The sequence below is a fragment of the Nordella sp. HKS 07 genome (assembly GCF_011046735.1).
GTDB lineage: Bacteria > Pseudomonadota > Alphaproteobacteria > Rhizobiales > Aestuariivirgaceae > Taklimakanibacter.
This window is the reverse complement of sequence record NZ_CP049258.1, coordinates 1,744,317-1,768,949: the sequence shown is the minus strand read 5'-3', so window position 1 is coordinate 1,768,949 and position 24,633 is coordinate 1,744,317. Positions and strand designations below refer to the sequence as shown.

At 62.9% G+C, this 24,633-nt stretch carries 23 protein-coding genes; 12 read left to right on the top strand and 11 right to left on the bottom strand.

What is annotated here, in order from left to right:
* Positions 1-122: 122 nt before the first annotated feature.
* The 4 genes from G5V57_RS08290 to G5V57_RS08275 all read left to right on the top strand — a co-directional run bounded on the left by G5V57_RS08290 (position 123) and on the right by G5V57_RS08275 (position 6,707).
* Positions 123-2,285, top strand: coding sequence for an indolepyruvate ferredoxin oxidoreductase subunit alpha (locus G5V57_RS08290; protein ID WP_165167054.1), 2,163 nt, complete (start codon positions 123-125; stop codon positions 2,283-2,285).
* Positions 2,282-3,808, top strand: a complete 1,527-nt coding sequence (locus G5V57_RS08285) for an indolepyruvate oxidoreductase subunit beta family protein (RefSeq protein ID WP_165167053.1) — start codon at positions 2,282-2,284, stop codon at positions 3,806-3,808. Before G5V57_RS08290 ends, G5V57_RS08285 begins: the two co-directional genes overlap by 4 nt.
* Positions 3,809-4,678: 870 nt before the next feature.
* Positions 4,679-5,176, top strand: coding sequence for a hypothetical protein (locus G5V57_RS08280; RefSeq protein ID WP_165167052.1), 498 nt, complete (start codon positions 4,679-4,681; stop codon positions 5,174-5,176).
* Between the two features lie 940 nt (positions 5,177-6,116).
* Positions 6,117-6,707 carry a VOC family protein gene (locus G5V57_RS08275; RefSeq protein ID WP_165173934.1) on the top strand — a complete coding sequence of 197 codons (591 nt, stop codon included), beginning with the start codon at positions 6,117-6,119 and terminating at the stop codon, positions 6,705-6,707.
* Between the two features lie 53 nt (positions 6,708-6,760).
* Here the strand turns inward: G5V57_RS08275 and G5V57_RS08270 are convergent, their stop codons facing one another.
* The gene (locus G5V57_RS08270; RefSeq protein ID WP_165167051.1) at positions 6,761-7,141 is read right to left on the bottom strand and encodes a type II toxin-antitoxin system VapC family toxin; all 381 of its coding nucleotides are present in this window, start codon (positions 7,139-7,141) and stop codon (positions 6,761-6,763) included.
* Positions 7,141-7,353, bottom strand: coding sequence for an AbrB/MazE/SpoVT family DNA-binding domain-containing protein (locus G5V57_RS08265; RefSeq protein WP_165167050.1), 213 nt, complete (start codon positions 7,351-7,353; stop codon positions 7,141-7,143). The genes G5V57_RS08270 and G5V57_RS08265 overlap by 1 nt, the downstream gene beginning before the upstream one ends.
* Before the next feature lie 152 nt (positions 7,354-7,505).
* Here G5V57_RS08265 and G5V57_RS08260 point away from each other — a divergent pair, with 152 nt between their 5' ends.
* Entirely contained in the window at positions 7,506-9,863 is a 2,358-nt protein-coding gene (locus G5V57_RS08260; protein WP_165167049.1) for a bifunctional salicylyl-CoA 5-hydroxylase/oxidoreductase, read from the top strand.
* A gap of 1 nt (position 9,864) precedes the next feature.
* On the top strand, positions 9,865-10,278 hold the full coding sequence (locus G5V57_RS08255; protein ID WP_165167048.1) for a RidA family protein: 414 nt from the start codon (positions 9,865-9,867) through the stop codon (positions 10,276-10,278).
* Between the two features lie 343 nt (positions 10,279-10,621).
* Here the strand turns inward: G5V57_RS08255 and G5V57_RS08250 are convergent, their stop codons facing one another.
* The 4 genes from G5V57_RS08250 to G5V57_RS08235 form a co-directional block, all read right to left on the bottom strand.
* The gene (locus G5V57_RS08250) at positions 10,622-10,852 is read right to left on the bottom strand and encodes a hypothetical protein (RefSeq protein WP_165167047.1); all 231 of its coding nucleotides are present in this window, start codon (positions 10,850-10,852) and stop codon (positions 10,622-10,624) included.
* 55 nt (positions 10,853-10,907) lie between these two features.
* The gene (gene rpsU / locus G5V57_RS08245; protein WP_165173932.1) at positions 10,908-11,213 is read right to left on the bottom strand and encodes a 30S ribosomal protein S21; all 306 of its coding nucleotides are present in this window, start codon (positions 11,211-11,213) and stop codon (positions 10,908-10,910) included.
* A 196-nt stretch (positions 11,214-11,409) separates the two neighbouring features.
* Positions 11,410-11,622: a cold-shock protein gene (locus tag G5V57_RS08240; protein WP_165173930.1), complete on the bottom strand. Its 213-nt coding sequence runs from the start codon at positions 11,620-11,622 to the stop codon at positions 11,410-11,412.
* 303 nt (positions 11,623-11,925) lie between these two features.
* Positions 11,926-12,135 carry a hypothetical protein gene (locus G5V57_RS08235; protein ID WP_165167046.1) on the bottom strand — a complete coding sequence of 70 codons (210 nt, stop codon included), beginning with the start codon at positions 12,133-12,135 and terminating at the stop codon, positions 11,926-11,928.
* Positions 12,136-12,190: 55 nt separating this feature from the next.
* Here G5V57_RS08235 and G5V57_RS08230 point away from each other — a divergent pair, with 55 nt between their 5' ends.
* Complete coding sequence (locus G5V57_RS08230; RefSeq protein ID WP_165167045.1) at positions 12,191-12,796, top strand: hypothetical protein; 606 nt, start codon at positions 12,191-12,193, stop codon at positions 12,794-12,796.
* A 251-nt stretch (positions 12,797-13,047) separates the two neighbouring features.
* Here G5V57_RS08230 and G5V57_RS08225 read toward each other — a convergent pair whose 3' ends face one another.
* The 5 genes from G5V57_RS08225 to G5V57_RS08205 all read right to left on the bottom strand — a co-directional run bounded on the left by G5V57_RS08225 (position 13,048) and on the right by G5V57_RS08205 (position 18,634).
* Positions 13,048-15,093 carry a 3-hydroxyacyl-CoA dehydrogenase NAD-binding domain-containing protein gene (locus G5V57_RS08225; protein ID WP_165167044.1) on the bottom strand — a complete coding sequence of 682 codons (2,046 nt, stop codon included), beginning with the start codon at positions 15,091-15,093 and terminating at the stop codon, positions 13,048-13,050.
* A gap of 82 nt (positions 15,094-15,175) precedes the next feature.
* A complete protein-coding gene (locus tag G5V57_RS08220) occupies positions 15,176-16,381 on the bottom strand; it encodes an acyl-CoA dehydrogenase family protein (RefSeq protein ID WP_165167043.1) in 1,206 nt (401 codons plus the stop codon).
* A gap of 161 nt (positions 16,382-16,542) precedes the next feature.
* Complete coding sequence (locus G5V57_RS08215; protein WP_165167042.1) at positions 16,543-17,376, bottom strand: enoyl-CoA hydratase family protein; 834 nt, start codon at positions 17,374-17,376, stop codon at positions 16,543-16,545.
* Positions 17,373-17,870: a MarR family winged helix-turn-helix transcriptional regulator gene (locus G5V57_RS08210; RefSeq protein WP_165173928.1), complete on the bottom strand. Its 498-nt coding sequence runs from the start codon at positions 17,868-17,870 to the stop codon at positions 17,373-17,375. Before G5V57_RS08210 ends, G5V57_RS08215 begins: the two co-directional genes overlap by 4 nt.
* Before the next feature lie 23 nt (positions 17,871-17,893).
* Positions 17,894-18,634, bottom strand: coding sequence for an SDR family NAD(P)-dependent oxidoreductase (locus G5V57_RS08205; RefSeq protein ID WP_165167041.1), 741 nt, complete (start codon positions 18,632-18,634; stop codon positions 17,894-17,896).
* 164 nt (positions 18,635-18,798) lie between these two features.
* Between G5V57_RS08205 and G5V57_RS08200 the strand changes: the two genes are divergently transcribed.
* From G5V57_RS08200 to G5V57_RS08180, 5 genes are all read left to right on the top strand, one after another.
* Positions 18,799-20,421, top strand: a complete 1,623-nt coding sequence (locus G5V57_RS08200) for a benzoate-CoA ligase family protein (protein WP_165167040.1) — start codon at positions 18,799-18,801, stop codon at positions 20,419-20,421.
* Complete coding sequence (gene kynU, locus G5V57_RS08195; RefSeq protein WP_165167039.1) at positions 20,418-21,653, top strand: kynureninase; 1,236 nt, start codon at positions 20,418-20,420, stop codon at positions 21,651-21,653. The genes G5V57_RS08200 and kynU overlap by 4 nt, the downstream gene beginning before the upstream one ends.
* Entirely contained in the window at positions 21,650-22,489 is an 840-nt protein-coding gene (gene kynA / locus G5V57_RS08190) for a tryptophan 2,3-dioxygenase (RefSeq protein ID WP_165167038.1), read from the top strand. Before kynU ends, kynA begins: the two co-directional genes overlap by 4 nt.
* A gap of 277 nt (positions 22,490-22,766) precedes the next feature.
* Positions 22,767-23,372, top strand: coding sequence for a TetR/AcrR family transcriptional regulator (locus tag G5V57_RS08185; RefSeq protein ID WP_165167037.1), 606 nt, complete (start codon positions 22,767-22,769; stop codon positions 23,370-23,372).
* A gap of 4 nt (positions 23,373-23,376) precedes the next feature.
* A complete protein-coding gene (locus G5V57_RS08180) occupies positions 23,377-24,633 on the top strand; it encodes an MFS transporter (RefSeq protein WP_165167036.1) in 1,257 nt (418 codons plus the stop codon).

Here is a 24,633-nt window from a genome sequence, read left to right as displayed (position 1 = left end):
GCCTGGATGGCCGGGTCGGGGCCCGGCCATGACGAATTGGTGGCATTGTGCCCGCCCCACACCCTTCGAGGGCCGCTTCGCGGCCACCCCAGGGTGAGGGTAGCACTGTAGGAGGACGAGAGATGGCCGAACGATCCTTCGCGAAAGAGGTTCAGCAGCTCAAGATCGGCGCCGGCGAGGAATTCCGCGGCGAGGGCATCCTCGCCATCACCAAGGCGCTCCTGCAATGTGGCGTCGGCTATGTCGTCGGCTATCAGGGCGCGCCCATCTCGCATCTGATGGACGTGCTCGCCGACGCGCAGGATATACTCGGCGAGCTCGGCGTGCATTTCGAGGCGAGCGCCAGCGAGGCGGCGGCGGCCGCCGCCCTCGCGGCCTCGGTGCATTATCCGATCCGCGGGGCGGCGACATGGAAGTCGACGGTCGGCACCAATGTCGCTTCCGACGCGCTCGCCAATCTCTCCTCGGGCGGCGTCACCGGCGGCGCCCTCATCATCGTGGGCGAGGATTATGGCGAAGGCTCCTCGATCATGCAGGAGCGCAGCCATTCCTTCGCGATGAAATCGCAGATCTGGCTGCTCGATCCCAAGCCCAATCTGGAAGCGATCGTGAAGGCGGTCGAGGACGGATTCGCTCTTTCGGAGGCGACCAACACGCCGGTGATGCTGGAAGTGCGCATCCGCTCCTGCCATGTGCATGGCCGCTTCATTGCCAAGGATAATCAGCGCCCGGCGATGTCGGTGGCCGAGGCGCTGGAATCACCGCGCCGCGATACGCAGCGCATCGTGCTGCCGCCCGCGTCCTTCCTGCATGAGCAGGAGAAGGTGAAGAAGCGCTGGCCGGCGGCGATCGACTTCATCAAGACGCACAAGCTCAACGAGGTGACGGGAGCGAAGCGCGGCAAGGTCGGCATCGTGCTGCAGGGCGGCATGTATAATGGCGTGATCCGCGCGCTGCAGCGGCTCGGCCTCGCCGATCTCTACGGCACGTCGATGGTGCCGCTCTATATCCTGAATGTCACCTATCCGCTGGTGGATGACGAGTTTCTCGACTTCTGCAAGGACAAGGCTGCGGTGCTGGTGGTCGAGGAAGGCCAGCCCGATCATCTCGAACAGGCCTTCGGCCATATGCTGCACAAGGCCGGGGCTACGACGCGGCTCCATGGCAAGGGTTACCTGCCGATGGCCGGCGAATATACCGGCCAGGTGATGCTCGACGGCCTGTCCGGCTTCCTGAGCGATCACGCGCCCGAGCTGCTCAGCGCCAAGGTCCGTCTGCCCAATGCGCCGACGGCGCCGCCCGACGTGTCGCATCTGGCGCAAGTGGTGCCGATGCGCCCGCCCGGCTTCTGCACCGGCTGTCCGGAACGGCCGATCTTCGCGGCAATGAAGCTGGTCGAGAAGGAGCTCGGGGCGCATCACGTCGCCGCCGATATCGGCTGCCATCTCTTTTCGATCATGCCGCCCTTCAATATCGGGGCGACCACCATGGGCTATGGCCTGGGTCCGGCATCGGCCTCCGCCTTCAACGTACCGGCGAAGAAACGCTCGATCGCCATCATGGGCGATGGCGGCTTCTGGCATAACGGGCTTGCCTCCGGCATCGGCAATGCCGTCTTCAACAAGAATGACGGCGTCATCCTGGTGGTCGACAATTACTACTCGGCGGCGACCGGCGGGCAGGACATCCTGTCCTCGCGCGCCAGCAACCGCACGCGCTCAACCAGGCACCCGATCACCGACGCGGTCAAAGGCGTGGGCGTCAACTGGGTGCGCCATATCGACCACACCTATGATGTCGGGCGCATGCGCGACACGCTGAAGGAAGCGCTGACGACAAATGAGAAGGGACCGAAGGTCATCGTCGCCTCGTCGGAATGCATGCTCAACCGGCAGCGGCGCGAGAAGCCGCTCGTCGCCAAGGCCATCCATGACGGAAAACGGGTGGTGAAGCCGCGCTTCGGCGTCGATGAGGATGTGTGCACCGGCGATCATGCCTGCATCCGCCTGTCGGGCTGCCCGTCGCTCAGCGTGAAGCAGCTGGACGATCCCTTGCGCGACGATCCCGTGGCGTCGATCGACCAGTCCTGCGTCGGTTGCGGCAATTGCGGCGAGGTGGCGGACGCCGCCGTGTTATGCCCCTCCTTCTATCGTGCCGACGTGATCAGCAATCCGAACCGCCTCGACACTATCCTGGCGCGGCTGCGGCACAAGGTGATCGATTTCCTCCAGAGGCGGCGTGATGCGAGGTCCCTGCGCTTCGTCAAGGTGGGAACGCCACGATGAACATGCAGCTGCCGCGCCAGAATCAGATCATCAAGCTCGCCATATTGGCGGTGGGCGGGCAGGGCGGCGGCGTGGTCTCGGACTGGATCGTCCATCTCGCCGAGGAGAATGGCTGGTACGCGCAGGCGACCTCGGTGCCGGGCGTCGCTCAGCGCACCGGCGCCACGATCTATTATATCGAAATGGTGCCCGATCGCGGCAAGACCCCGATCCTGGCCCTGATGCCGGCGCCCGGCGATGTCGATATCGTCATCGCCGCCGAGCTCATGGAAGCCGGACGCGCGATGATGCGCGGTCTGGTGACGCCGGAACGCACCACGCTCATCGCCTCCTCGCACCGCGCCTTCGCGGTATCGGAGAAGTCGGCGCCGGGCAATGGCATCGCCAACGGTGCGGCGGTCATCGAGACGGCGCGCAAGACGGCGCGCCGCTTCGTCGCCGCCGATCTCGAGGCGATCGCCGCCCGCAATGGCAGTGTCATCTCGGCGAGCCTGTTCGGCGCGCTCGCGGCGGCCGCCGTCCTGCCTTTCCCGCGCGAGAGCTTCGAGGCGACGATCAAGAGCGGCGGCAAAGGCATCGAGGCAAGCCTCAAAGCCTTCCACGAGGCTTTCGATGCGGCGCTGGCTCCGATCGTTCTCGACTCGAAGCCGGAAAGCGCACCCGCCCGGATCGAGGGGCCAGCGGCGCTGCTCGAGCGCTATCAGGCGCTCGTCGCCCGCATCGATGACGAGATGCCACCCGACTGCCGCGACATGGTGAAACGCGGCCTCGCCAAGGTCGTCGAGTTCCAGGATCTCGCCTATGGCGATGAATATCTGGGCCGGCTCGTCAAGATCGCGGCGCTCGACCATGATCTCGGCGGCGACGGCAGGGGCCGGGCCTTGACGCGCGAGGCGGCGAAATACATGGCCAATGCCATGGCCTATGACGACGTCATCCGGGTGGCGCGGATCAAGACCGAGAGCCAGCGCTTCGAGCGCGTGCGCGAGGAGGTTCCGGTGCGCGACGAGCAGATCCTGAAGCTCACCGAATTCATGCATCCGCGCATGGAGGAGGTCTGCGGCATGCTCCCCGCCCGGCTCGGCCGCTTCATCGAAGGCCGTCCCGGCCTGTTCAAGGCGCTGGACCGGCTCGTCAATCGCGGCCGCCATGTGCGCAGCGACGGGATCTTCTGGTACGCGGTGCTCTATGGGCTCGCAAGTCTCCGGCGCTTCCGCCGCGGCCTCTTACGCCATCAGGTCGAGCAGGCCCATCTCGCGCGATGGCTCAGCGAGGCGGAACGAACGGCGCGCGTGAATTACGAACTCGGCGTCGAGGTGCTGCGCTGCCGCCGTCTCATCAAAGGCTATAGCGACACGCATGCGCGCGGCCTGTCGCGCTATGACAAGGTGCTCTCGGCGCTGCCGCTGCTCGAAGGCCGAGAGGACGGCGCGCCATGGCTGCGCCGCCTGCGCGAGGCCGCACTCAAGGACGAGAATGGCACGACGCTCGACGGCGCGCTCAAGACGGTCGAGAGTCTCTGAGCCAGCGGATGCAGGGATTTGCAGGGATTTGCAGGGAAATTTGCAGAAAAAAGTGCCACTCCGAGTGATTTCAAATGCTTAGCCGGCCGGGAGGCTATCGAGCAGGGAATTTAGTCGGCGCAACGCACTGCGATCGCGCACACAGGATATGATGACGGCCACATGGAATACAGGCCGATAACGCGCAATTCCTACGATGGAAATTTCCAATTCCATGATCGCGCACGCGATTTCAAGGAAATTCCGGCATCAATCAATGGAGTTTCTTGGCTTGACCATTGAGACTGGTGCGTCCTCGCTGTGCTTTTCGACCTCGCGCCGAATTGATCTCAAAGCGGCGTATCTCCGGTTGTCGAACTTCGGAGCGGGAACAATAATAGCCCTATGAAGACCTTGCGGTCATGGCGGACCCTTGCGGTGGTTGCGCTTCTCGCGACGATCCTCATGGCTATTGCTCCTTTTTCAGCGGTCATGCGGGTGGCATCCTCGAAGGATCAGGGCTTTATGCAGTCCTCTTTGGATGGCTCCATGACCTGCAAGCCGTGCCCGAAGGCCAACATGGCACTCACGAGCTGCCAGCAGATCACGTGCCAGCTTGCCCCCGAAACATCCTATATTCACTTCGTAGCGGCGACCCCACTGCGTTATGCGCCAGTCACGATGACGCGGCCAGCAGAGTGGCACACGGTGCCGCCTGTCTCACCTGGGTAAAAGCAAACTCATCTGTCTGTCCGCGCCGGCAGTGTCGGCGCGACCGTAAACTCAATCCCTCCAATCAAGGAGACCGTCAGCATGTCTGACTTTGCTCTTGATATCATCACGCGCCGCAATGCGGTCTTTGGCTCTCTCGCGACACTCCTGACAGCGCTTGTGCCGGGGGTATCGAGCTCTGCTCAAGTCACCGGGGATGATCTCGCGAAGCGGTTCGAGTTCCTGAGCAGGAACGGAAACTCGAATTGTTCGCAAGCCTTCCTGGAGTCCATTCGGACAATGTCCGATACGGCGAGGCTCCAAGGTTCCTGCTGCGGGCCGATGGACTTGCACCGCTATGGAGAGCAGATCGCCGGGCTCAAGGCCTTTTCAGCGATCCTCGAAATTCCGCCCGATCCCTACGACATCGAAGCCGGACTCGCGAAGCGGCTTCTGGTGGCTTCCGACATCAAGCTCAAGGTGCAGCAGCAGAAAGCCTATGATCGCGCAATGGCCACATCAACCGAGAAAGGCCCCTGTTGCTGCGAGTGCTGGCGGTGGCACGTTTACGGAGGTCTCGGAAAACTGCTTATCCGTGATCGCGGATTCGATGGAAGCAAACTCGCCGCGGTCTGGAATTTGTCCGACGGTTGCGGTGGCGAGAACCACGCTCATTGAATTGTCGGTCGTGAGGAGATTCGAATGAGGTCCGCTTTCGCTCATCATATTACCCGCCGGATGTTTCTGTCAGGGCGCGCCAGTGGGGCGTTCATGACAGTCGCGAGTCTCTGACCCTTCGCATTTGCAGGCCAATACAGGTGAATACAGGTGAAAACAGGGAACTACAGGAGATTCTCGCGAAAGCGGAGAGTGGTCGAAACAATATCATAGGCTTAGACAAAATTCGGCGCGGCTGAACAGGTAATTTCCACCTGTTATTGGTTGAGGAACTGGTCGTCGCGAGCATGCGACGGGCCAGCGTTGCTCCGATGATGAAATTTCCAATCCCATGGTCGCGCACGCGATTGCAAGAGGGGCTTTCGCGGAGCTTGCACCCCGGCGCCTCCTGCAAAGGCAGGTTCTCGCCCGTCCGAAGAATGGGCAGGCGCAAGCCGGGATCCACTAGGTACCCGCAAAGCGGTCAGCGCTGCTTGCGCGGACGGGCTTTTATGGGTCCCGGCTTTCGCCGGTATCGGATTCACACAATCTGATGAGCGACCTGCCGCTTTACCCTCGCCCTGCAAGCGAAGCGCAGCGGGGAGAGGGAAGGGGCCCGACGCGCAGCGGCGGGAAGGGTGAGGGGCACGGCCACCGACGCAGTGAGGTTCTACTTGTCGCGAGAGCGTTGGTTGCCTGAGGTCGAACTCAATCTCGCAAAGGCCCCTCACCCTCCCATTGCTTCGCAATGGGTCCCTCCCTCTCCCCGCTAAAGCGGGGCCAGGGTAAGGGCGCATCCCTCATGAGATGTGTGCATATGATAGCGGCGAGGAACCCCAATTGCTTCAATTCTAAAGCATTGTCCGCAAATTAGTTTAGTTCTATAGTAATGCCAGGTGCCGCTCGAAAGACACCGGACCTGGCAAGGCACCGGCCCGTCCCGGAGGAACGCAACATGCGAATGAGATTCGCCGCGTCGTTGTCGCTTGCCGCCTGTCTTCTCGCCGTCCCGGCCATGGCCGGATCGCTGCCTGGTCTGCGCGGGCATGACCATACCGGCGTCACGGTGCCCGACATCAAGCAGGCGCTCGACTTCTTCACCAATGTGCTGGGCTGCCAGCATGCGATGACATTCGGGCCCTTCTCGGACGACAAGGGCACCTTCATGCAGGACCTGCTCAACGTCAATCCGCGCGCCAAGATCGAGCAGATCTCGCTGGTGCGCTGCGGCTATGGCTCGAATATCGAGCTCTTCCAATATTCATCGCCCGACCAGAAGGAAGCGCAGCCGAAGAACAGCGATATCGGCGGCTATCACATCGCCTTCTATGTCGACGACATCAAAGCCGCCGCCGACTATCTCAAAGCCAACAATGTGCGAACCATGATGGGACCCTTGCCGGTCGAGCAGGGGCCGGCGGCCGGCCAGTCCATCCTCTATTTCATGGCGCCGTGGGGGCTGCAATTCGAGCTCATCAGCTATCCCAAAGGCATGGCGTATGAGAAGGACGGCGGCACCGTGTTATGGTCGCCCAAGGATCCGGCGAAATAGGGCCGGTTGCAGACTGTCCGCCTATATAGATGGCTCGGAATGGGAGCCGGGGTTCAGGCCTTGATCTTCTCGATTAGCGTTACGCCCGGCAGGCTGCCGAAATGCGCATCGCACGTGATGAGGTCGGCCCCGTGAGTGCGGGCGGTGGCAAATACGATGGCATCGGCCGTCGCCAGCTTGTGCGTCAGGCAGGCCTCGGCTGCCGCCAGCGCGAGCTCGGTGTCGAGCGGTACAATGTGGCAGAGTTGCGTGAAGGCGATGACCTGATCGGCCTTGTCCTCGCCGACTTCGCGCACAAGCCATTTTGCGAGCTCGAGCTGTATCATGGTGGGCACCAGCCAGTCGGATTGCTCAGGTAAGTGCTTGGCGACGAGCTTTCCCGTCGGTGAGCCGATCAGCCATTCGATCCAGGCAGAGGTATCGACAAGGCGCATCAGACCCGATCCGACCGGTCACGATAGCCGGTCGTGGACGCACCCTTCGCGATCCCGGCAAGCGACTCGCGCCTGGGCACGGGTACCAGCAGGACACCCGTTCCCTTGGGGATGAACGCAAATGTCAGGCCCGCCTCCCAGTGCTGGGCGGTGCGGATTGCCTTCGGAATCGAGATCTGGAACTTCGACGACAGGGTCGCGGTCTCAGCCATTTCATACTCCATCTGTATCGATGACTATAACGTAAGAAAATCTTGCTCCTTCTTCAAGGGGGCAAATTGCTTCATATCTAAAGCATTGTCCGGAGATTAGTTTAGTTCTATAGTAATTTCTGATCGGACCCTGGCGGTCGGGAGAACGAGTGATGCGGATCAAGGTGATCGGCGGCGGCCCCGGCGGCCTCTATTTCGCCCTTCTCACCAAGAAGGCGAAGCCCCGTTGGGACATCGAGGTCATCGAGCAGAACCGGGACGACGACACATTCGGCTTCGGTGTCGTCTTCTCCGACGACACGCTCGGCGAGTTCCTGTCGCATGATCACCCTTCCTATGACTGCATCCGCGCGAAATTCGCCTATTGGGACGATGTCGCCATCCACTATCAGGGCCACGAGATCCGCTGCGGCGGCAACGGCTTCTGCGGGCTGTCGCGCATGACGCTGCTGCAGCTCCTGCATGCGCGCTGCCGCGAGGAAGGGGTGGGGCTCACCTTCAGCCGCCGCATCGACCCGCAAGAGATCGAACAACTTTGCTCCTCGGCCGATATCGTGGTGGCCGCCGACGGCATCAATTCCGTCATCCGCGAGCATTACAAGGAGCATTTCAAGCCCCAGGTCTCGATGAAGGCCAACCGCTTCTGCTGGATGGGCTCGACGCGCCCGATGGACGAGTTCAACTACTTCTTCAAGCAGACGCCGCATGGGGTGATCTGCGCCCATACCTATCAATATGAGAAAGGCAAATCGACCTGGGTCTTCGAGATGGACGAGGGATGCTGGCAGGGTCACGGCTTCACGGAGACGGACGAGGAAGGTTCGAAGGCCAAGCTCGAGGCGCTCTACAGGCAAGAGCTCGGGGGCCATCCCTTGCTCCTCAACCGCTCCTATTGGCGGCGCTTTCCACGCATCTTCTGTGAAAACTGGAGCCACAAGAACATCGTTCTGCTCGGCGATGCCAAGGCCTCGGCGCATTTTTCCATCGGCTCCGGCACCAAGCTCGCGATGGAATGCGCCATCGGCCTCTCCGACGCGGTGGTGAAGCATGGCGCCACCGACGTAAAGGCCGCCTTCACCGCCTATGACGCGGCGCGGCGCGTGCCCTGCCAGGTGGTGCAGCACAATGCCGATGTGTCGCTCGCCTGGTTCGAGCATATGAAACGCTCCTTCGACATGGAGCCGATGCAGTTCGCCATGGTGGTCATGTGCCGGGCCAAGACCATCACCTATGACAATCTCCTCATCCGCGATCCGGGCTTCGTCGCCAAGGCGGACAGCGAATGGTATGAGCGCTATTTCCGCGAGACCGGCTATGACTATCGCTCATCGCGCCCGACCCCGATGTTCACCAAGTTCCGTCTGCGCGGCATGGAAGTGACGAACCGGGTGGTGATGTCGCCGATGGCGCAATATTCCGCCGACAGGGACGGAAATCTCACCGACTGGCATTTCGTGCATTACTGCTCGCATGCGCTGGGCGGCATGGGGCTGATCTTCGTCGAGATGACCTGTCCCTCGCCCGATGCGCGCATCTCGCTCGGCTGTGCCGGCCTGTGGAGCGACGCCCAGGAGGCGCAATGGAAGCGCATCGTCGACTTCGTCCATATGTCGTCGGATGCGAAAATCTGCATGCAGCTCGGCCATTCCGGCCGCAAGGGCTCGACGCAGCTCGGCTGGGAGGAGGCCGATCATCCGATCGAGGCGGAAGCCGACAACTGGCCGGTGGTATCGGCCTCAGCCATCCCCTATTTCGAGCGGATCAGCCCGGTGCCGGCCGAGCTCGACCGCGCCGGCATGGACCGCATCAAATCGGAATTCGTCGCGGCGACGGAGCGCGCGGCCAGGGCCGGCTTCGACATGCTCGAGCTGCATTGCGCCCACGGCTATCTCTTCGCCTCCTTCATCTCGCCGCTCACCAACAAGCGGGATGACGACTATGGCGGGAGCATCGAGAACCGGCTGCGCTATCCTTTGGAAGTCTTCAGTGCCATGCGCGCAGCATGGCCGGAGGAGCGGCCGATGTCAGTGCGCATCTCGGCGTCCGACTGGAAAGAGGGCGGCATCAGCGAGGCTGACCTCTTCGTCATCGCCGAGACGTTCCGCGAAGCGGGTTGCGATCTGATCGATGTCTCCTCGGGCCAGACGGTGCCTGATCAGAAGCCGGTCTATGGCCGCATGTATCAGGTGCCTTTCGCCGAGGCGATCCGCAACGTGCCGAAAATGGCGACTATGGCGGTGGGCGCCATCACCGAGGCAGCGCAGATCAACACCATCCTGCATACGCGGCGCGCCGATCTGGTGGCGCTGGCACGGCCGCATCTGTGGAATCCCTATTTCGCCCATCAGGCGCAGGCCTGGTACGGCTCAAAAGACCAGGACTGGCCGAAACAATATCTGCCCGGGCGCAACCAAGCCTTCCGCGAGATGGAGCGGCTGCGGCAGAAGCAGATGGAATTGCAGATCAAAGCGCGGCCGAAACGTCACGCGGTGAAAGAGGAGGGCGCGTGACATGAGCGACGCGAAGAGACAACCTTTGCATCACATCCTGCAACCGCCGGGATGGCCACGCCCCAAGGGCTATTCCAATGGCATAGCGGCGCAAGGCCGACTTGTCTTCACGGGCGGGCTCGTCGGCTGGAACGAGGAAGGCGTCTTCGCGCAAGGCTTCGTGCCGCAAGCGCGCCGGACGCTGCAGAATATCATGGCGGTGCTCAAGGAAGCGGGGGCAGGCCCCGAACATCTCGTGCGCCTCACCTGGTATGTCACATCGGTGGATGCCTATCTCGCCGACCCCAAGGGACTGGGTGCCGCCTATCGCGAGATCATCGGCAAACATTATCCCGCCATGGCGACGGTCGAGGTGACGCGCCTCGTCGAGCCCGAGGCGCTGGTCGAGATCGAAGCGACGGCGGTGATTCCTTGAAAGAGACATGCCCTTCTTGATTGCGCATGATCTTTTCGGAAAACCGCTTCGCATGGTCGGGTCAAGCCCGACCACAAGCTTTCCGGATCATGCGTTAGAGCAGCGCATCAGACTGCTGAAGCGCGCTTCTTCGATCGCGTGACGCAATAGCCGATCCGATCAATTTCTTCCGAGACGATTCTCGGAACCAGCTTGCGATTGGCGCACAGGGTCCACTTTGCGGCCGACGCCAGTTTCGGCAATTTGTTTCCCTGCCGGATCGTCAAGCGAAACTCGTCCCTGCCGACGTGGCGATACACATCATACATGTCATGTCCTTTTCTCGGTGTGGCCCAGCGGACGCTCATTGTCCGGACGACCGAACAAATGTCTTGACCGGACTGCGGCGCACTCCCGACATTTCGGCGATCTTGCGGTCCTGTTCCTCGATCAAGGCGGCAACGGCCTTGTCGCCGTCCAGTCCCCCGACGTGAGTGGAGGGTATCCGGCGGCGAGAGGATCTCGTGCCGTCCTGATAGACGACGTCGAATAGAATGAAATTTTCAGTTCCGTGCGGTTTCTTCCTGCCCCTCACAGCGGCCTCCTCGTGCTAACTTTCGCGTTTCGCAAATACGGGCGTGCCATGCAGGTCATTTCGCCGGTGCTGCCGCGCCCGATGTGGCCTGGACTGGTCGAGGCAAGCGGAAGACGTCGCCAGGTCGCGGCGGCCTTTCCTTGGCCTTGGGCATAGGAATCAAGCCTTCACGTTGCGCTTTCTTGCGCGCCAGCTTTCTTATCCGGCGTATCGCCTCGGCCCTTTCGCGCGTTTTCCGCTCGGACGGCTTTTCATAAGCCGAACGCCTCTTGATCTCGCGGAAAAGACCTTCGCGCTGCATCTTCTTCTTCAGAATTTTCAGCGCCTGGTCGATATTGTTGTCGCGAACAAACACCTGCATGACCGCCTCACGGCTGAAGCCACATGAATTCGCAGCAATTAGAGCACCGGGCGTTCTCATGGAATCGCCGCGGCGCTCTATCTCTTTAGATTTGAGCATCGGCTTATCCGAAAACCGCTTCGCGCTTCTCGGGCCGATGCTCTAGAGCTGACAGAACAGCCGGTACATCCGCGGTCTGCTCTGCCAGCGGCGACTGCTAAGCCGCTTTTTCCAGACTGTCAGCCGAGACCTTTCCGGTCCGGCGGTCGGTGACCGCTTCGAACTGGACTCTCTGTCCTTCCGAGAGCGTGCCAAGATTGGCGCGCTCGACGGCGCTGATATGGACGAAAATGTCCTTGCTTCCGTCTTCAGGCTGAATGAAGCCGAAGCCCTTCTGACTGTTGAAGAATTTTACTGTACCTACCGGCATGATGTAACCTTTCATAGCCATGCGCTGCGGGAACGCATCATCGCGCCCGCTCAAACGATCGATGTTTTCAGGAGAAAGGTCGTCAGTTGGCGCAGCTTTCCGCCGCGCGAGACCGATAATCAATACGGCCGAAACTCGAAGTATCACATATGGGCGCAATCCTGCCATTTTGCAAGGAGTAAACGGCCGTGGCGCCAATTTAGAGTGCCGAGGCGATTCTCATGGAATCGCCTCGGCACTCTATCTCTTTGATTTGCGCATCGGCTTATCCGAGAACCGCTTCGCACTTCTCGGGCCGATGCGCTAGATACTAGCGGGTCGCTGAAGCGACGGATCGACAACCCATTCGAGGTCCTGGCGGCGATTGCCCACGGATATATGCTCGCCATAACGCACATAGACGCAGTGCAGGTCGAAGTCGGTGATTGTGCCGACCCTGGCCACCCGATCGCGCCGGTAGGGATGGACATAGAGCACTTCGCGGCCGATGTCCTTCTTGGCAGGTTCTATCATGTTTCTCCAATCCCACGGCGCGTGAGGGGACAATCCCTCACTTGTGCGCCGGTATATGAAAGAGCGTGCCGCATTTCCGGCACGTCAGGACATCCGTGGTCGCGTTTCCCGGACTCTCGAACAAAGTGCCGGAAAGGCCCATGCGGACGAAGCAGTTCGGGCACTCATACTCTCTCGCAACGACAGGAACGTAGACCTTCGCTCTCTCCATCGCGGATTGGGCGGCGTCGCAACCCTTCTCCAGAAACAGGATCCGCTCGCGCGCCTTGACGAGATCGATCCGGTATTGCTGCAGCCGGGACAGAAACTCTTTCTCCAGTTCGGCCGCGCGCGCGCGAAGCACCTGTCCAACGCCGTCGATCTTCGGATCAGACTTCACATCCATTGCGCCGCCTCGCTGATCAGGGCGCTACTTCGCCGCCTGGCGATCATGAGGCTCCTCCGCCTCGGCCTGGTTCGCCAGCCGCAATTCGCGCAAGCGAGCGATTTTCAATCGACGGTTATTCTGCTCGGCTTCGATGATTTTCATCGCCGCAACATGGGTCGACTGCGCTTTGGATTCTCTGTCTGTGCGGCTTACCATTCACTCCGCTCCTTGATCATGGCGGGAGCAAAGTCAGCTCTCAGTCGTCACGATGCCTTGATGAGAGTATGGTTTTGACGATGGTCCAGTATCGCACAATACCTCTGCCAAGGATACGCCTATCTCCCGATCAGCAGAGCGACTTGCCGCCAGTTCCCATGCGATAGGACTTCAGGCGCAACCCTTGAATCCAACGCTACTTCGCGTTCGCCTGCATATATTTCCGTCCCTTTGAGGGAGGCGCTCCGGGCGCTCGTCGCCCAAAAGGTCCACTTGAGCTTCCTGCCGCCGTCGCCGTCGTGCCTCGCTGCCGCAAGGGGAAGGGTAAATCACTTCGCGAATTTCCCGCCTGCTTCTGCCAACCGTATCAGCAAGGCCGATGGCCGCCAGAACCAGGCATCCTCCCTCGCCAGGATCTCGATGCGGCGCAGGATTTCCTTGACGCCGATCTCGTCGGCGATGAACATCGGCCCGCCGCGCCAGCGCGGAAAGCCATAGCCATTGACCATCACCACGTCGATGTCGCCGGGCCTGAGGGCGATGCCCTCATCGAGAATACGCGCCCCTTCATTGATCATGGCGAGCAGGATGCGGTCCATGATCTCATCGCTCGTGAAACCGCGCGCCGTCACGCCGTTACGTCGGCGCTCCTCGGCGATGATGGCCAAAGTCTCTTCGTCGGGCACCGGACTCTTGCCGGCGTAGTTGTAATAGCCGCTGCCGGTCTTGCGGCCGAAGCGGCCACGCTCGCAAATGAGATCGACGATGCGGACATAACGCTCGCGCGGATCGCGCCTGGGAGAGAGCGCCTTGCGGTTGGCCCAGACGATGTCGAGCCCCGCCATATCCTGCATCTCGAAGACGCCCATGGGCAACCCGAAACCGCGGAAGGCGGCATCTATCTCCGCCGGTGCGGCACCATCCTCCATCAGATATTCGGCCTGCTTGCGATAGGCGGAGAGGATGCGGTTGCCGATGAAACCGTCGCAGACGCCGGCTCTCACCGCGATCTTGCCGAGCTTGCGGGCGAGCGCGAAGCCGGTCGCGACGGTTTCGGGAGCGGCATTGGGCGGGACGACCACTTCGAGCAGCTTCATGATATGAGCGGGCGAGAAGAAATGCAGGCCGATGACCTGTTTCGGCCGCGAGGTGACATCGGCAATGGCGCCGACATCGAGATAGGAGGTGTTGGTGGCGAGGATCGCCTCCGGCTTGGCGATGCTGTCGAGATCGCGGAAGATCGCCTGCTTCACACCGAGGTCCTCGAAAGCCGCTTCGATCACCAGATCGGCGGTGCTGAGATCAGCCATTGCGGCGGTGGTGCGCAATCCACCTGCTGCGATCCGGTCAAAGTCCGATTGCGCAAGTTTGCCGCGCTCGACTGAGGCTCTCAACAGACCCAACACCCGGTCACGGGCGAGATCGGCTGACGGCCGGTCGCGTTCGACCAGAATGACGGAGAGGCCAGCCAGGAGGGCCGCGGCGGCGATGCCAGTTCCCATGAGGCCGCCGCCAATGATGCCCGGTTGCGCGACCGGTACAGGCCTGGCTTCCGCCTCAGGAATTTTGGCGATCTCGCGTTCGGCAAAGAAGATGTATCGCAGCGCGCGCGCCTGGTCGGAATTACGCAGCTCAGCGAAGACTTCCGCCTCGCGCGCCATGCCTTGCGCGAAGTCCATGCCGGCGGTTTCTTCCAGAACATCGAGTGCCCGCAGCGGGCTCGCCTGGCCGCGCGCTTTCTGCGATATCTGCTTGTGCGCATCGGTGAAGCCGGCTGCGATGGAAAGGAGATCGCAGAGGCGCCTCACGGCCGGCTTCGTCGCGATGAACGCGCGCGCTTCGGCGAGAAGATCGTGTTCAGCGACGTTATCCGCGATGCCGAGCTCAAGGGCTTCCTTCGCGGGCACGCGGCGGCCGGAGGTGATCATATCGATGGACGGGGCCATACCGATCAGGCGCGGCAGGCGCTGGGTGCCTCCGGCGCCCGGTATGATGCCGAGCGTCACTTCCGGCAGGCCGACAAAGGCATTTCTATCCATGACGCGATAGTGGCAGCCGAGCGCCAGCTCGAAGCCGCCGCCCAGAGCCGTGCCGTGGATGGCGGCGACGACCGGTATGGTGAGTGCTTCGAGCGCCGCGATCACGTCGCGCAGCGACGGCGGGACCGGCGGCTTGCCGAATTCGCGGATGTCGGCGCCGGCGACGAAGGTCTTGCCGGCGCAGGCGAGAATGACGCCGCGCAGCGTCTTGTCCTCAGCGATCGCGGCGATGGCGTCGGCGAGGCCCTGGCGCACCGCATGCGAGGCCGCATTCACCGGCGGATTGTCGATGGTGATGACGGCGATGCCGTCGTCGCGGGTGAGTGATACCGGCAATGTCGTCTCTCCATTTCGTCATCCCGGCGAAAGCCGGGATCCATTACATTCCCTCAGCGCGATCAGCGCCGCCCGCTTGCGTCTATTCAGTGGATCCCGGCTTTCGCCGGGATGACGGGTGAGATGTCGGTGAGAGCAGCGAGCGCGCGATGATAACCTTCTGCACGGCGCTGGCGCCTTCATAGATGCGCAAAGCGCGGATCTCGCGATAGAGCTGCTCGGGCCGTGAGCCCGATTTTACGCCGAGGCCGCCGAAGAGCTGGACGGCGGTGTCGATCACGCGCTGCGCCGCCTCGGTCGCGGTGTATTTCGCCATGGCGGCTTCGCGCGTGATGCGCTCGGCGCCCTGGTCCTTGGTCCAGGCGGCGCGATAGACCATCAGAGCGGAAGCATCGACATCGAGCGCCATGTCGGCGATCTGGCCCTGCACCATCTGGAGATCGGCGAGCACGCCGCCGGTCATGCGCCGGGTCGACACATGGATCAGCGCCTCGTCGAGGGCGCGGCGCGCGAAGCCCAGAGCGGCCGCCCCCACCGTCGAGCGGAAGATGTCGAGCACCGACATGGCGACCTTGAAGCCTTCACCGCCCTTGCCGATGCGGTTGGCGATGGGAATGCGGCAATTCTCGAAGCGCAGCCTCGCGAGCGGATGGGGCGAGATCGTCTCGATGCGCTCGGCAATGGTGAGACCCGGCGCATCCGCCTCGACCAGAAAGGCGCTCAGGCCTTTGGCCCCCGGCGCCTCGCCGGTACGGCAGAAGACGACATAATGGTCGGCGATGCCGCCATTGGAAATCCAGGTCTTCTCGCCCTCGATGACAACATGCTCATTGCCGTCGGGCCGCGCCACGCAGGCAAGGGCCGCCACATCGGAACCGGCTACCGGCTCGGACAGAGCGAAGGCCGAGATGGCCTTGCCATCGGCAATGGGCGGCAGCCATTTGCGCTTCTGCTCTTCGGTGCCGAACAAAGTGACAGGACCGGTGCCGAGGCCTTGCATGGCGAAAGCGAAATCGGCGAGCCCGTCGGCATAACTCAATGTCTCGCGGATAAGGCACAGAGAGCGCACGTCGAGCTTCTCGCCAAGTCCGCCATAGGGAGCGGTCACCGCGTGGCGCAACAAACCACGCGCGCCCAAAGCGGCGACAAGGCGGCGGCACGACCCATCGGGATCCTTATGATCGACGAGGTTCGGGACTACATGGCGGGCGAAATCCAGAACCTCCGCCTCGAGATCGCGATGGCTCGCATCGAAGAACGGCCAGGCGAGGAAGCTCTTGTCGCTCATCGTTAGTGTCCCGGTTCGCAAGTTCGCCTACTCATGCTGCCCCTCTGAGCGAACTTGCGAACCAAAGGGACACTAAGAACTTAATGAATCTAGTATGCTCTTGAACGCGAAGTTCCTGTCGGTGACAGCCGTCAGATTTCAGGAACTTCGCGTTCAGCATACTAGTTACCTTTGAAGACGGGCTTCTGCTTGGCCGCGAAGGCCTCATAGGCGCGGCGGAAATCCTCGGTCTTCATGCACAGCGCCTGGGCGATCGCTTCGGCCTCGACCGCATCGTCGATGCTCATCGCCCATTCGGCCTGCAGCATGCGCTTGGTCATGCCATTGGCGAAAGTCGGGCCCTGGACCAGCTGGCGTGCCAGCTTCGTCGCTTCCTCGATGAGGCTTGCGGGATCGACGAGGCGGTTGAAGAAGCCCCAGCGCTCGGCTTCGGCACCGCCCAGCGCACGGCCGGTGAACAGCAGCTCGGAAGCGCGGCCCTGGCCGATGATGCGCGGCAGCATGGCGCAAGCGCCCATGTCACAGCCGGCCAGCCCGACGCGGTTGAACAGGAAAGCGACCTTCGCCGCCTCGGTGCCGAGCCGCAGATCGGAAGCCATGGCGATGATGGCGCCGGCGCCGGCGCAGATGCCGTCTATGGCGGAGATGATAGGCTGCGGGCAGGCGCGCATGGTTTTGACGAGATCGCCGGTCATCTCGGTGAAGCGCAGCAGTTGCGGCACGTTCATTTCGGTCAGGGGCCCGATGATCTCCAGCACATCGCCGCCGGATGAGAAATTGCCGCCGGCGCCGGAGATCACGAAAGCATGGGTCGTCTCGTCCTTGCGGGCGGCGGCGAAAATGGCGGTGAGCTCGTCATAGGAGTCGAAAGTGAGCGGGTTCTTCTTCTCCGGCCGGTTGAGCGTGATCGCGGCGACACCGTCCGTCACCGTCAGCAGAACATGGCGCGCCTGATAGGTGCTCAGAGGCGGCGTCACCCAATGGGTCCGGTTCATGGTTCCTCCCTCGTGAGGATGCTTTCGCGCGCCGAGTCCTTCAGCGCCGCCAGGAGATCCATCAATCTGTCGATGTCCTTCTGCGGCAGGCGCTCGAAATAATCGGCGATCCAGTCACCATGGACCTTGGCCATGCGGCGGAATTCGCGCCGGCCCTTGTCGGTGAGGCGGATAACCTGGGCGCGGCGGTCGCCGCTCGAGGTGGTGCGGGTGATGTGGCCGGATTTCACCAATCCCTCGACCAGGCTGGTGATATTGCCGGCCGAGACCATCAGCCGCTTCGACACCTCGCCCAGCACCAGGCCCTCATCGGCGCGGTCGAGCTGCGCCAATATGTCGAAACGCGGCAGGCTGAAATCGAACTCGGCGTTGAGATGGCGGCGGATGTCGTTCTCGATGAGGCGCGAGCACGAGAGAAGACGCAGCCACAGGCGCAATTCCATCTTGTGATCGGCGGGCCTGGCCGCCACCGCGGTCTCGGCATCGATCCAGATGGGAGATTGCTCGTCGGGCGCCGTCACGGATCGCCTCCCGCAATGGTGATCGCCTGGCCGGTGACGGCGGATGCGCCTTCGGAACAGAGCCACAGAGCCGCATCGGCGACTTCCTCCGGCGTGATCAGCCGGCCGGAAGGATTGGTCCGGGCGAAATGATCGATCGCCTTTGCGGGCGCAAGCCCGGTCTTGGCCGAGATCGCGGCCGCGGCATTGGCGATGAGATCGGTGTCGGTATAGCCGGGGCAGAGCGCGTTGACGGTGATGCGCGTCTTGACAAGCTCGGCCGACAGCGCACGGGTGAGGCCGATGACGGCGTGCTTGGCGGCGCAATAGGCGGAGACATAAGCATAGCCTTTGAGGCCGGCAATTGAGGCGACATTGATGATGCGGCCGAAGCCCAGTCCGATCATGCCGGGCAATGCGGCGCGGGAAGCCGTGAAGGCGCTTTCGACATTCACCGCCATCATGCGGCGGAGGAGTTCGAGGCCGGTGGCGGAGAAGGGCGCCGATTCGGCGGCACCGGCATTGTTGACCAGGATATGATAGGGCCCGCTGTCGGTGACCGCCTTGCTCAGCGCCTTCTCGTCGGTGACATCGAGCGCGAGCGAGCGCCGGGCGACGCCCTCGGAAACGGCCTTGGCCAGCGTTGCTTCCGAGCGGCCCATGATGGTGACGTCATGGCCTGCGCCGGCAAGCGCCATGGCGATGGCGCGTCCGATGCCCCGGCTTCCGCCCGTGACGAGTGCTCGTTTTTCCGCCATGTGCCCTTCTTCCGCTATTCACGCAATTGTAAGGCCGGGCCGGAAATTATTTCAAGTCTAAAGCGTTTTTGCCAGAGGCCGCAATTGACATTCGGGTCCGTTATTTTAGAATTAAAGCATCTGACGCGGCGCGCTTCTGCGCACTATTCCCGCGAGGGCTTGTCATGATTCCGAGCGCCTATGCCGATACTTTCGCCCGCGATCATCTGCCGCCCACCGATTTATGGCCCGATCTCGCCTTCGATCTCCCGGAATACCAATATCCCGACCGTCTCAATTGCGTGAGCGAGCTGCTCGACCGCTGGCTCGACAAGGGCTGGCAGGAGCGGCCCTGCATGATCAGCGACAGCGGCACCGTCACCTATGGCGAGATGGCCGAGCGGGTGAACCGCATCGCCAATGTGCTGGTCGAGGACTGCAAGCTCGTCCCCGGTGGACGGGTTCTGCTGCGCTCGGCCAACAATCCGCAATTCGTGGCCGCTTATCTCGCCGTGATGAAAGCTGGCGGCATCGCGGTCGCCACCATGCCGCTCCTGCGCGCCCGGGAGCTCGCCTTTCCGATCGGCAAGGCGAAGATCGCCCTGGCGCTCTGTGACGCGCGTCTGTCGGACGAAATGGAGAAGGCCAAGGCGCTGGCGCCCGATCTCAAACGCATCGTCTATTTCAACAGCGCCGAGCCGGACGGCCTCGAAGCCCTGATGCGCAAGGCATCGCCCGCCTTCACCGCATGCGACACGGCGGCGGACGATGTCTGCCTCATCGGCTTCACCTCGGGCACGACCGGCGAGCCCAAGGGCACGATGCATTTCCATCGCGATGTGCTGCTGATCGCCGACGGGTATGGAAAACATGTGCTGAAGGCGGAGGCTTCCGACCGTTTCATCGGCTCGCCGCCGCTCGCCTTCACCTTCGGGCTGGGCGGGCTGGTGATCTTTCCGCTGCGCGTCGGCGCCGCGTCCATCTTGCTCGAGAAGGCCACACCCGACGATCTGATCGCGGCCATCGACCGGCATCAGGCGACGATCAGCTTCACCGCGCCCACAGCCTATCGCGCCATGCTGGCGAAGCTCGGGCCCGGTTCCGGAAAATCCCTGCGCAAATGCGTATCGGCGGGCGAGACCTTGCCCAAGGCGGTATTCGAAGCCTGGCTCGAGCGCACCGGCATAAAACTCATGGACGGGATCGGCGCCACCGAGATGCTGCATATCTTCATCGGCGCGCCCGAGGACAAGATCCGCGCCGGTGCGACCGGCCTGCCGGTGCCGGGCTATCAGGCGCGCATCGTCGATGAGCAGGGCAACGAGGCGCCGCGTGGCACGCCCGGCCGTCTCGCGGTGAAGGGACCGATCGGCTGCCGCTATCTCGACGATCCGCGCCAGCGCAAGTATGTCGAGAAGGGCTGGAACATCACCGGCGATACTTTCATCCAGGACGAGGAGGGCTATTTCTGGTTCCAGGCGCGCTCCGACGACATGATCATCTCGTCCGGCTACAATATATCGGGGCCGGAGATCGAGAATGCGCTCCTCACCCATCCGGCGATCGCCGAATGTGCGGTGATCGGCGTTGCCGACGAGGAACGCGGCATGGTACCGAAAGCCTTCATCGTCCTGAAGGCGGGAAACCCCAAGGACGCCAGCATGGTGAAGCTCTTGCAGGACCACGTGAAGGCCGAGATCGCGCCCTATAAATATCCGCGCCGCATCGAATTCCGCGACGCGCTGCCCAGGACCCAGACCGGCAAGTTGCAGCGCTTTGCGCTGCGCGCCGAAGAGGCCGGCAAATGATCAGCCGCGGGCAAGCCGAGGCGCTCGATCTCGCCGATCCGCTCAGGGCGAAACGCCAGCTCTTCGTTCTGCCGGAGAAGACGATCTATCTCGACGGCAATTCGCTTGGGCCTTTGCCGCGACATGTGGCGGCGCGGCTTGCCGGCGCCGTCGCTGAAGAATGGGGCCAGAGCCTCATCCGCGGCTGGAATGCGCATGGATGGTTCGATCTGCCGCGTTTGCTGGGCGACCGGATCGGCGGACTGATCGGGGCCGAGCCGGGCACGGTGCTGGCGGCGGATTCGACCTCGATCAATCTGGCGAAGGTGCTGACCGCCGCCTTGGCGCTCCGGCCCGACCGGCGCGTCATCCTCTCCGACAGCGGAAATTTCCCGAGCGATCTCTATGTCGCGCAAGGTGTGATCAAGGCTCTGGGGGGCGGGCGGGAGCTGCGCATCGTGGGGCCGGAGGAGGTCGAGGAAGCGATCAGCGATGATCTCGCGGTGCTGATGCTGACCGAGGTCGATTACCGGACCGGCCGGCGGCATGACATGAAGACGCTCATCGCCAAGGCGCAAGGCCGGGGCGCGCTCGCCATCTGGGATCTCTGCCATTCGGCGGGCGCCTTCCCGGTCGATCTTGCGGGCGCCAACACGGATTTCGCGGTCGGATGCGGCTACAAATATCTCAATGGCGGACCGGGCGCGCCGGCCTTCGTCTATGTCAGGCCCGATCTCCAGAACGAGGTGGTGCCCTCTCTGTCGGGCTGGATGGGCCATGAAGCGCCCTTCGCCTTCGATCTCGATTACCGCCCGGCCAAAGGCATCGACCGCCTGCGCGCCGGCACGCCGGGCGTGCTCTCGATGATCGCGCTCTCGTCTGCCCTCGATGTCTGGGACGGCGTCGATCTCAAAATGCTGCGCGACAAATCGGTGCGCCTCGCCGAGCTCTTCATCTCGGAAGTCGAGGGACGCTGCGGATCTTTTGGCCTGAAGCTCGCGAGCCCGCGTGATGCGGAACGGCGTGGCAGCCAGGTGTCGTTCCATTGCGCGGACGGCTATGCGGTGATGCAGGCGCTCATCGCGGAGGGTGTCATCGGCGATTTCCGCGCCCCCGACATCATCCGCTTCGGCCTGACGCCGCTTTATATCGGTTTCGCCGACATCTGGGATGCGGCGCGCATTCTCGAACGCGTGCTGGCCGAGCGCCTGTGGGACAGGCCGCAATTCAAGAAGAGGGCCGCCGTCACATGAGCGCCAAGCCCTTCGATCCGAAGAAGGATGGGGCTGAGACGGATTTCACGGGCCGCATGTCCTATGGCGACTATCTGCAGCTCGACAAGATACTCAACGCGCAGGCGCCGCTCTCCAAGGCTCATGACGAGATGCTGTTCATCATCCAGCATCAGACGAGCGAATTGTGGATGAAGCTCGCCATCCATGAACTGAGCGCCGCGTCGCGCGCCATCGCGGGCGATGAATTGCAGCCGGCCTTCAAGATGCTGACGCGGGTGGCGCGCATCATGGAGCAGCTCAATTCCGCCTGGGACGTGCTGCGCACAATGACTCCCAGCGAATATACGCTGTTCCGGGGCAGCCTCGGCCAGTCCTCGGGGCTGCAATCCTATCAATATCGCGCCATCGAATATCTGGCCGGCAACAAGAATGCCGCGATGCTGACGCCGCATGAGCACAGAAACGAGCTCCATGACTGGCTCGACGGTATCCGCCACCGACCCAGCCTCTATGACGAGGCGATCCGTATTCTCGACCGGCGCGGCTTCGCCATCGATGAGGCGGTGCTCGGGCGCGACATGGCCGAGCCCTATCAGGCGCAGGAGAGCGTCAAGGCGGCCTGGGCCGTCATCTATCGCGATCCGGCGCATCATTGGGAGCTCTATGAGCTCGCCGAGAAGCTCGTCGATTTCGAGGATTACTTCCGGCGCTGGCGCTTCAACCATGTGACGACGGTCGAGCGCGTCATCGGCTTCAAGCGCGGCACCGGCGGCACATCTGGCGTCGCCTATCTGCGCCGCATGCTGGAAGTGGTGCTGTTCCCGGAACTGTGGGACGTGCGGACGGAGCTTTAGCCTGATTTTCCCTTCTCCCGCTTGCGGGAGAAGGGGAATCCTGGTCGGGCTCCGTCATAGGGATTGTCCGGGTCATCGGTACCCAAGAGCCTGAACAAGCTTGGCTTTTACCCCCTTTCCCACAATCTGTAACTGTAGCGTAATACATTGAAACAATTATGCTTTTTACTCCGTCGCGGGGAAGCACTATCTCCTCAGGCGACGCGATGCCCCTTGACGCGCGGGTGCTGAATTACTAGATCGACTGATCAATTAAACAATTTGGACCGTAAGGACCATGCGCAAAGTCGACCCGCAGAAACACGAAGCCAAGCGCCGCCAGATCCTCGATGCGGCGGTCATCTGCTTTGCCCGCAGCGGTTTCCACAAGACGTCGACGGCGGAGATCTGCGCCGAGGCCGGCATGAGCCCCGGCAATCTGTTTCATTATTTCAAGAACAAGAACGCCATCATCGAGGCCATCGTCGATGAGGATCGCCGCCAGATTTCGGAATGGTATGAGAAGGCGCTTAAGGCCGACGATCTGTTCGAAGAGCTGTTCAAACTCATGCAGCGCAATCTCGAGCTGATCGCCGAACCGACCTATCGCAAAATCGGCATCGAGATCTTCGCCGAGGCGATGCGCAATCCCACCGTCGGCCAGCTCGTCGCCCGCAATGACGCGGAGCAGACCGCAGCACTGACGGGCATTCTCAAGCAGGCCGCCGCCAGGGGCCAGATCGACGCCACGCTCGATGTCGGCAAGCTCGCCACCTGGATCGCGGCGCTGGGCGACGGCGCCTTCGGGCGCGCCGCGCTCGATCCCTATTTCGATCCGACCGGCCAGGCCGGCATACTGCGCGAAGTGCTGACCCGCATCCTCAAGCCCCAGGCGGAACGGTGAGGCCATGGCCGCTCCCTCGACCACGCGGCTCCGGCGGCAGCTGCCGCTCTACGGCCTGTTCGCCTCGGGCACGGTGGCGCTCATCGGCAACGCCATCGCCTCGGTGGCGCTGCCCTGGTTCGTGCTCTCCTTGACCAAAAGCCCGCTATGGACCGGCGTCGCCGCCGCGGCCGGCCTGGTGCCCCTGGTCATCGGCGCCTTTTTCGGCGGCAGCCTGATCGACCGCTATGGCGCGCGCAGCATCGCCATCATCGCGAGCCTCGTCAGCGCCGCCGCCGTCGCCGCCGTTCCTTTGCTGCACGCCTATGAGCTGCTCGGCATCGGGCTTCTCATCGCGCTGATCGCCATCGGCGCCATCTTCGATGGCCCCGGCATGACGGCGGAGGAAAGCCGCTTGCCGGAGCTGGCGCGCCTTGCCCGCTTCAGGCTCGAGAAGGTGACCTCGATCGACAGCCTCATCGAAGGCTCGGCGGCGCTTATCGGCCCCGCCATCGCCGGCCTCGCCATCGCGGCCATCGGCATGAGCAACACATTGTGGATCACCGCGCTGTGTTCGCTTTTTGCCGCAGGGATCGTCGCCTTGTCCTTGCCGCGCGAACGCCCGCACCGCATTGCCCGGCGGGCAGAGGAGGACGGGGACGTGTTCGCCGGCCTCAAGCTGCTCTTCGCCGACCCGTTGCTGCGCCCGCTTCTGCTGTTCGCCACCGCCTTCGTCGCCGTGGCGGCCGCCCTCGGCGCCGTCGTCATGCCGGCCTTCTTCCTGCTCGGCGGCCGCACCGCGCTCGATCTCGGCCTGTTCCTGTCGATCCTCGGCGGCTTCACGATCCTCGGGACTTTCGCCTTCGCTCTCTGGGGCGAGCGCGTCAGCCAGCGCCTCCTGTTCCTTTCGGGCTGCGCCGCGCAGGCGCTCGCTTTCCTGGTTCTCGCCTTCCATACATCGCCGATGATGCTGTGGGGCGCGGCGGCGCTTGCCGGTTTCGCCGGCGGGCCGATCGGCCCCATTGCCAACGCGGCGCTGCTGCGCCGGATCCCGCTTGCCTTGCGCGGCCGCGCGCTCGGCGCGGCGACATCGCTGGTGCTGGTCGCCACGCCCGCCGCCGTGCTCATCGCCGGCGCCGCGGTGGAGCTGACGGACGCCCGCGTGGTGCTGTGGGCCTCGGCGATATTGCTCGGCGCCTTCGTCTTCGCCGCCTCACTGCTGCCGGGCTTCCATGAACTCGACCGCCCGGCCAAGGCCGCCGGCGCCGCGTCGCAAATTTGA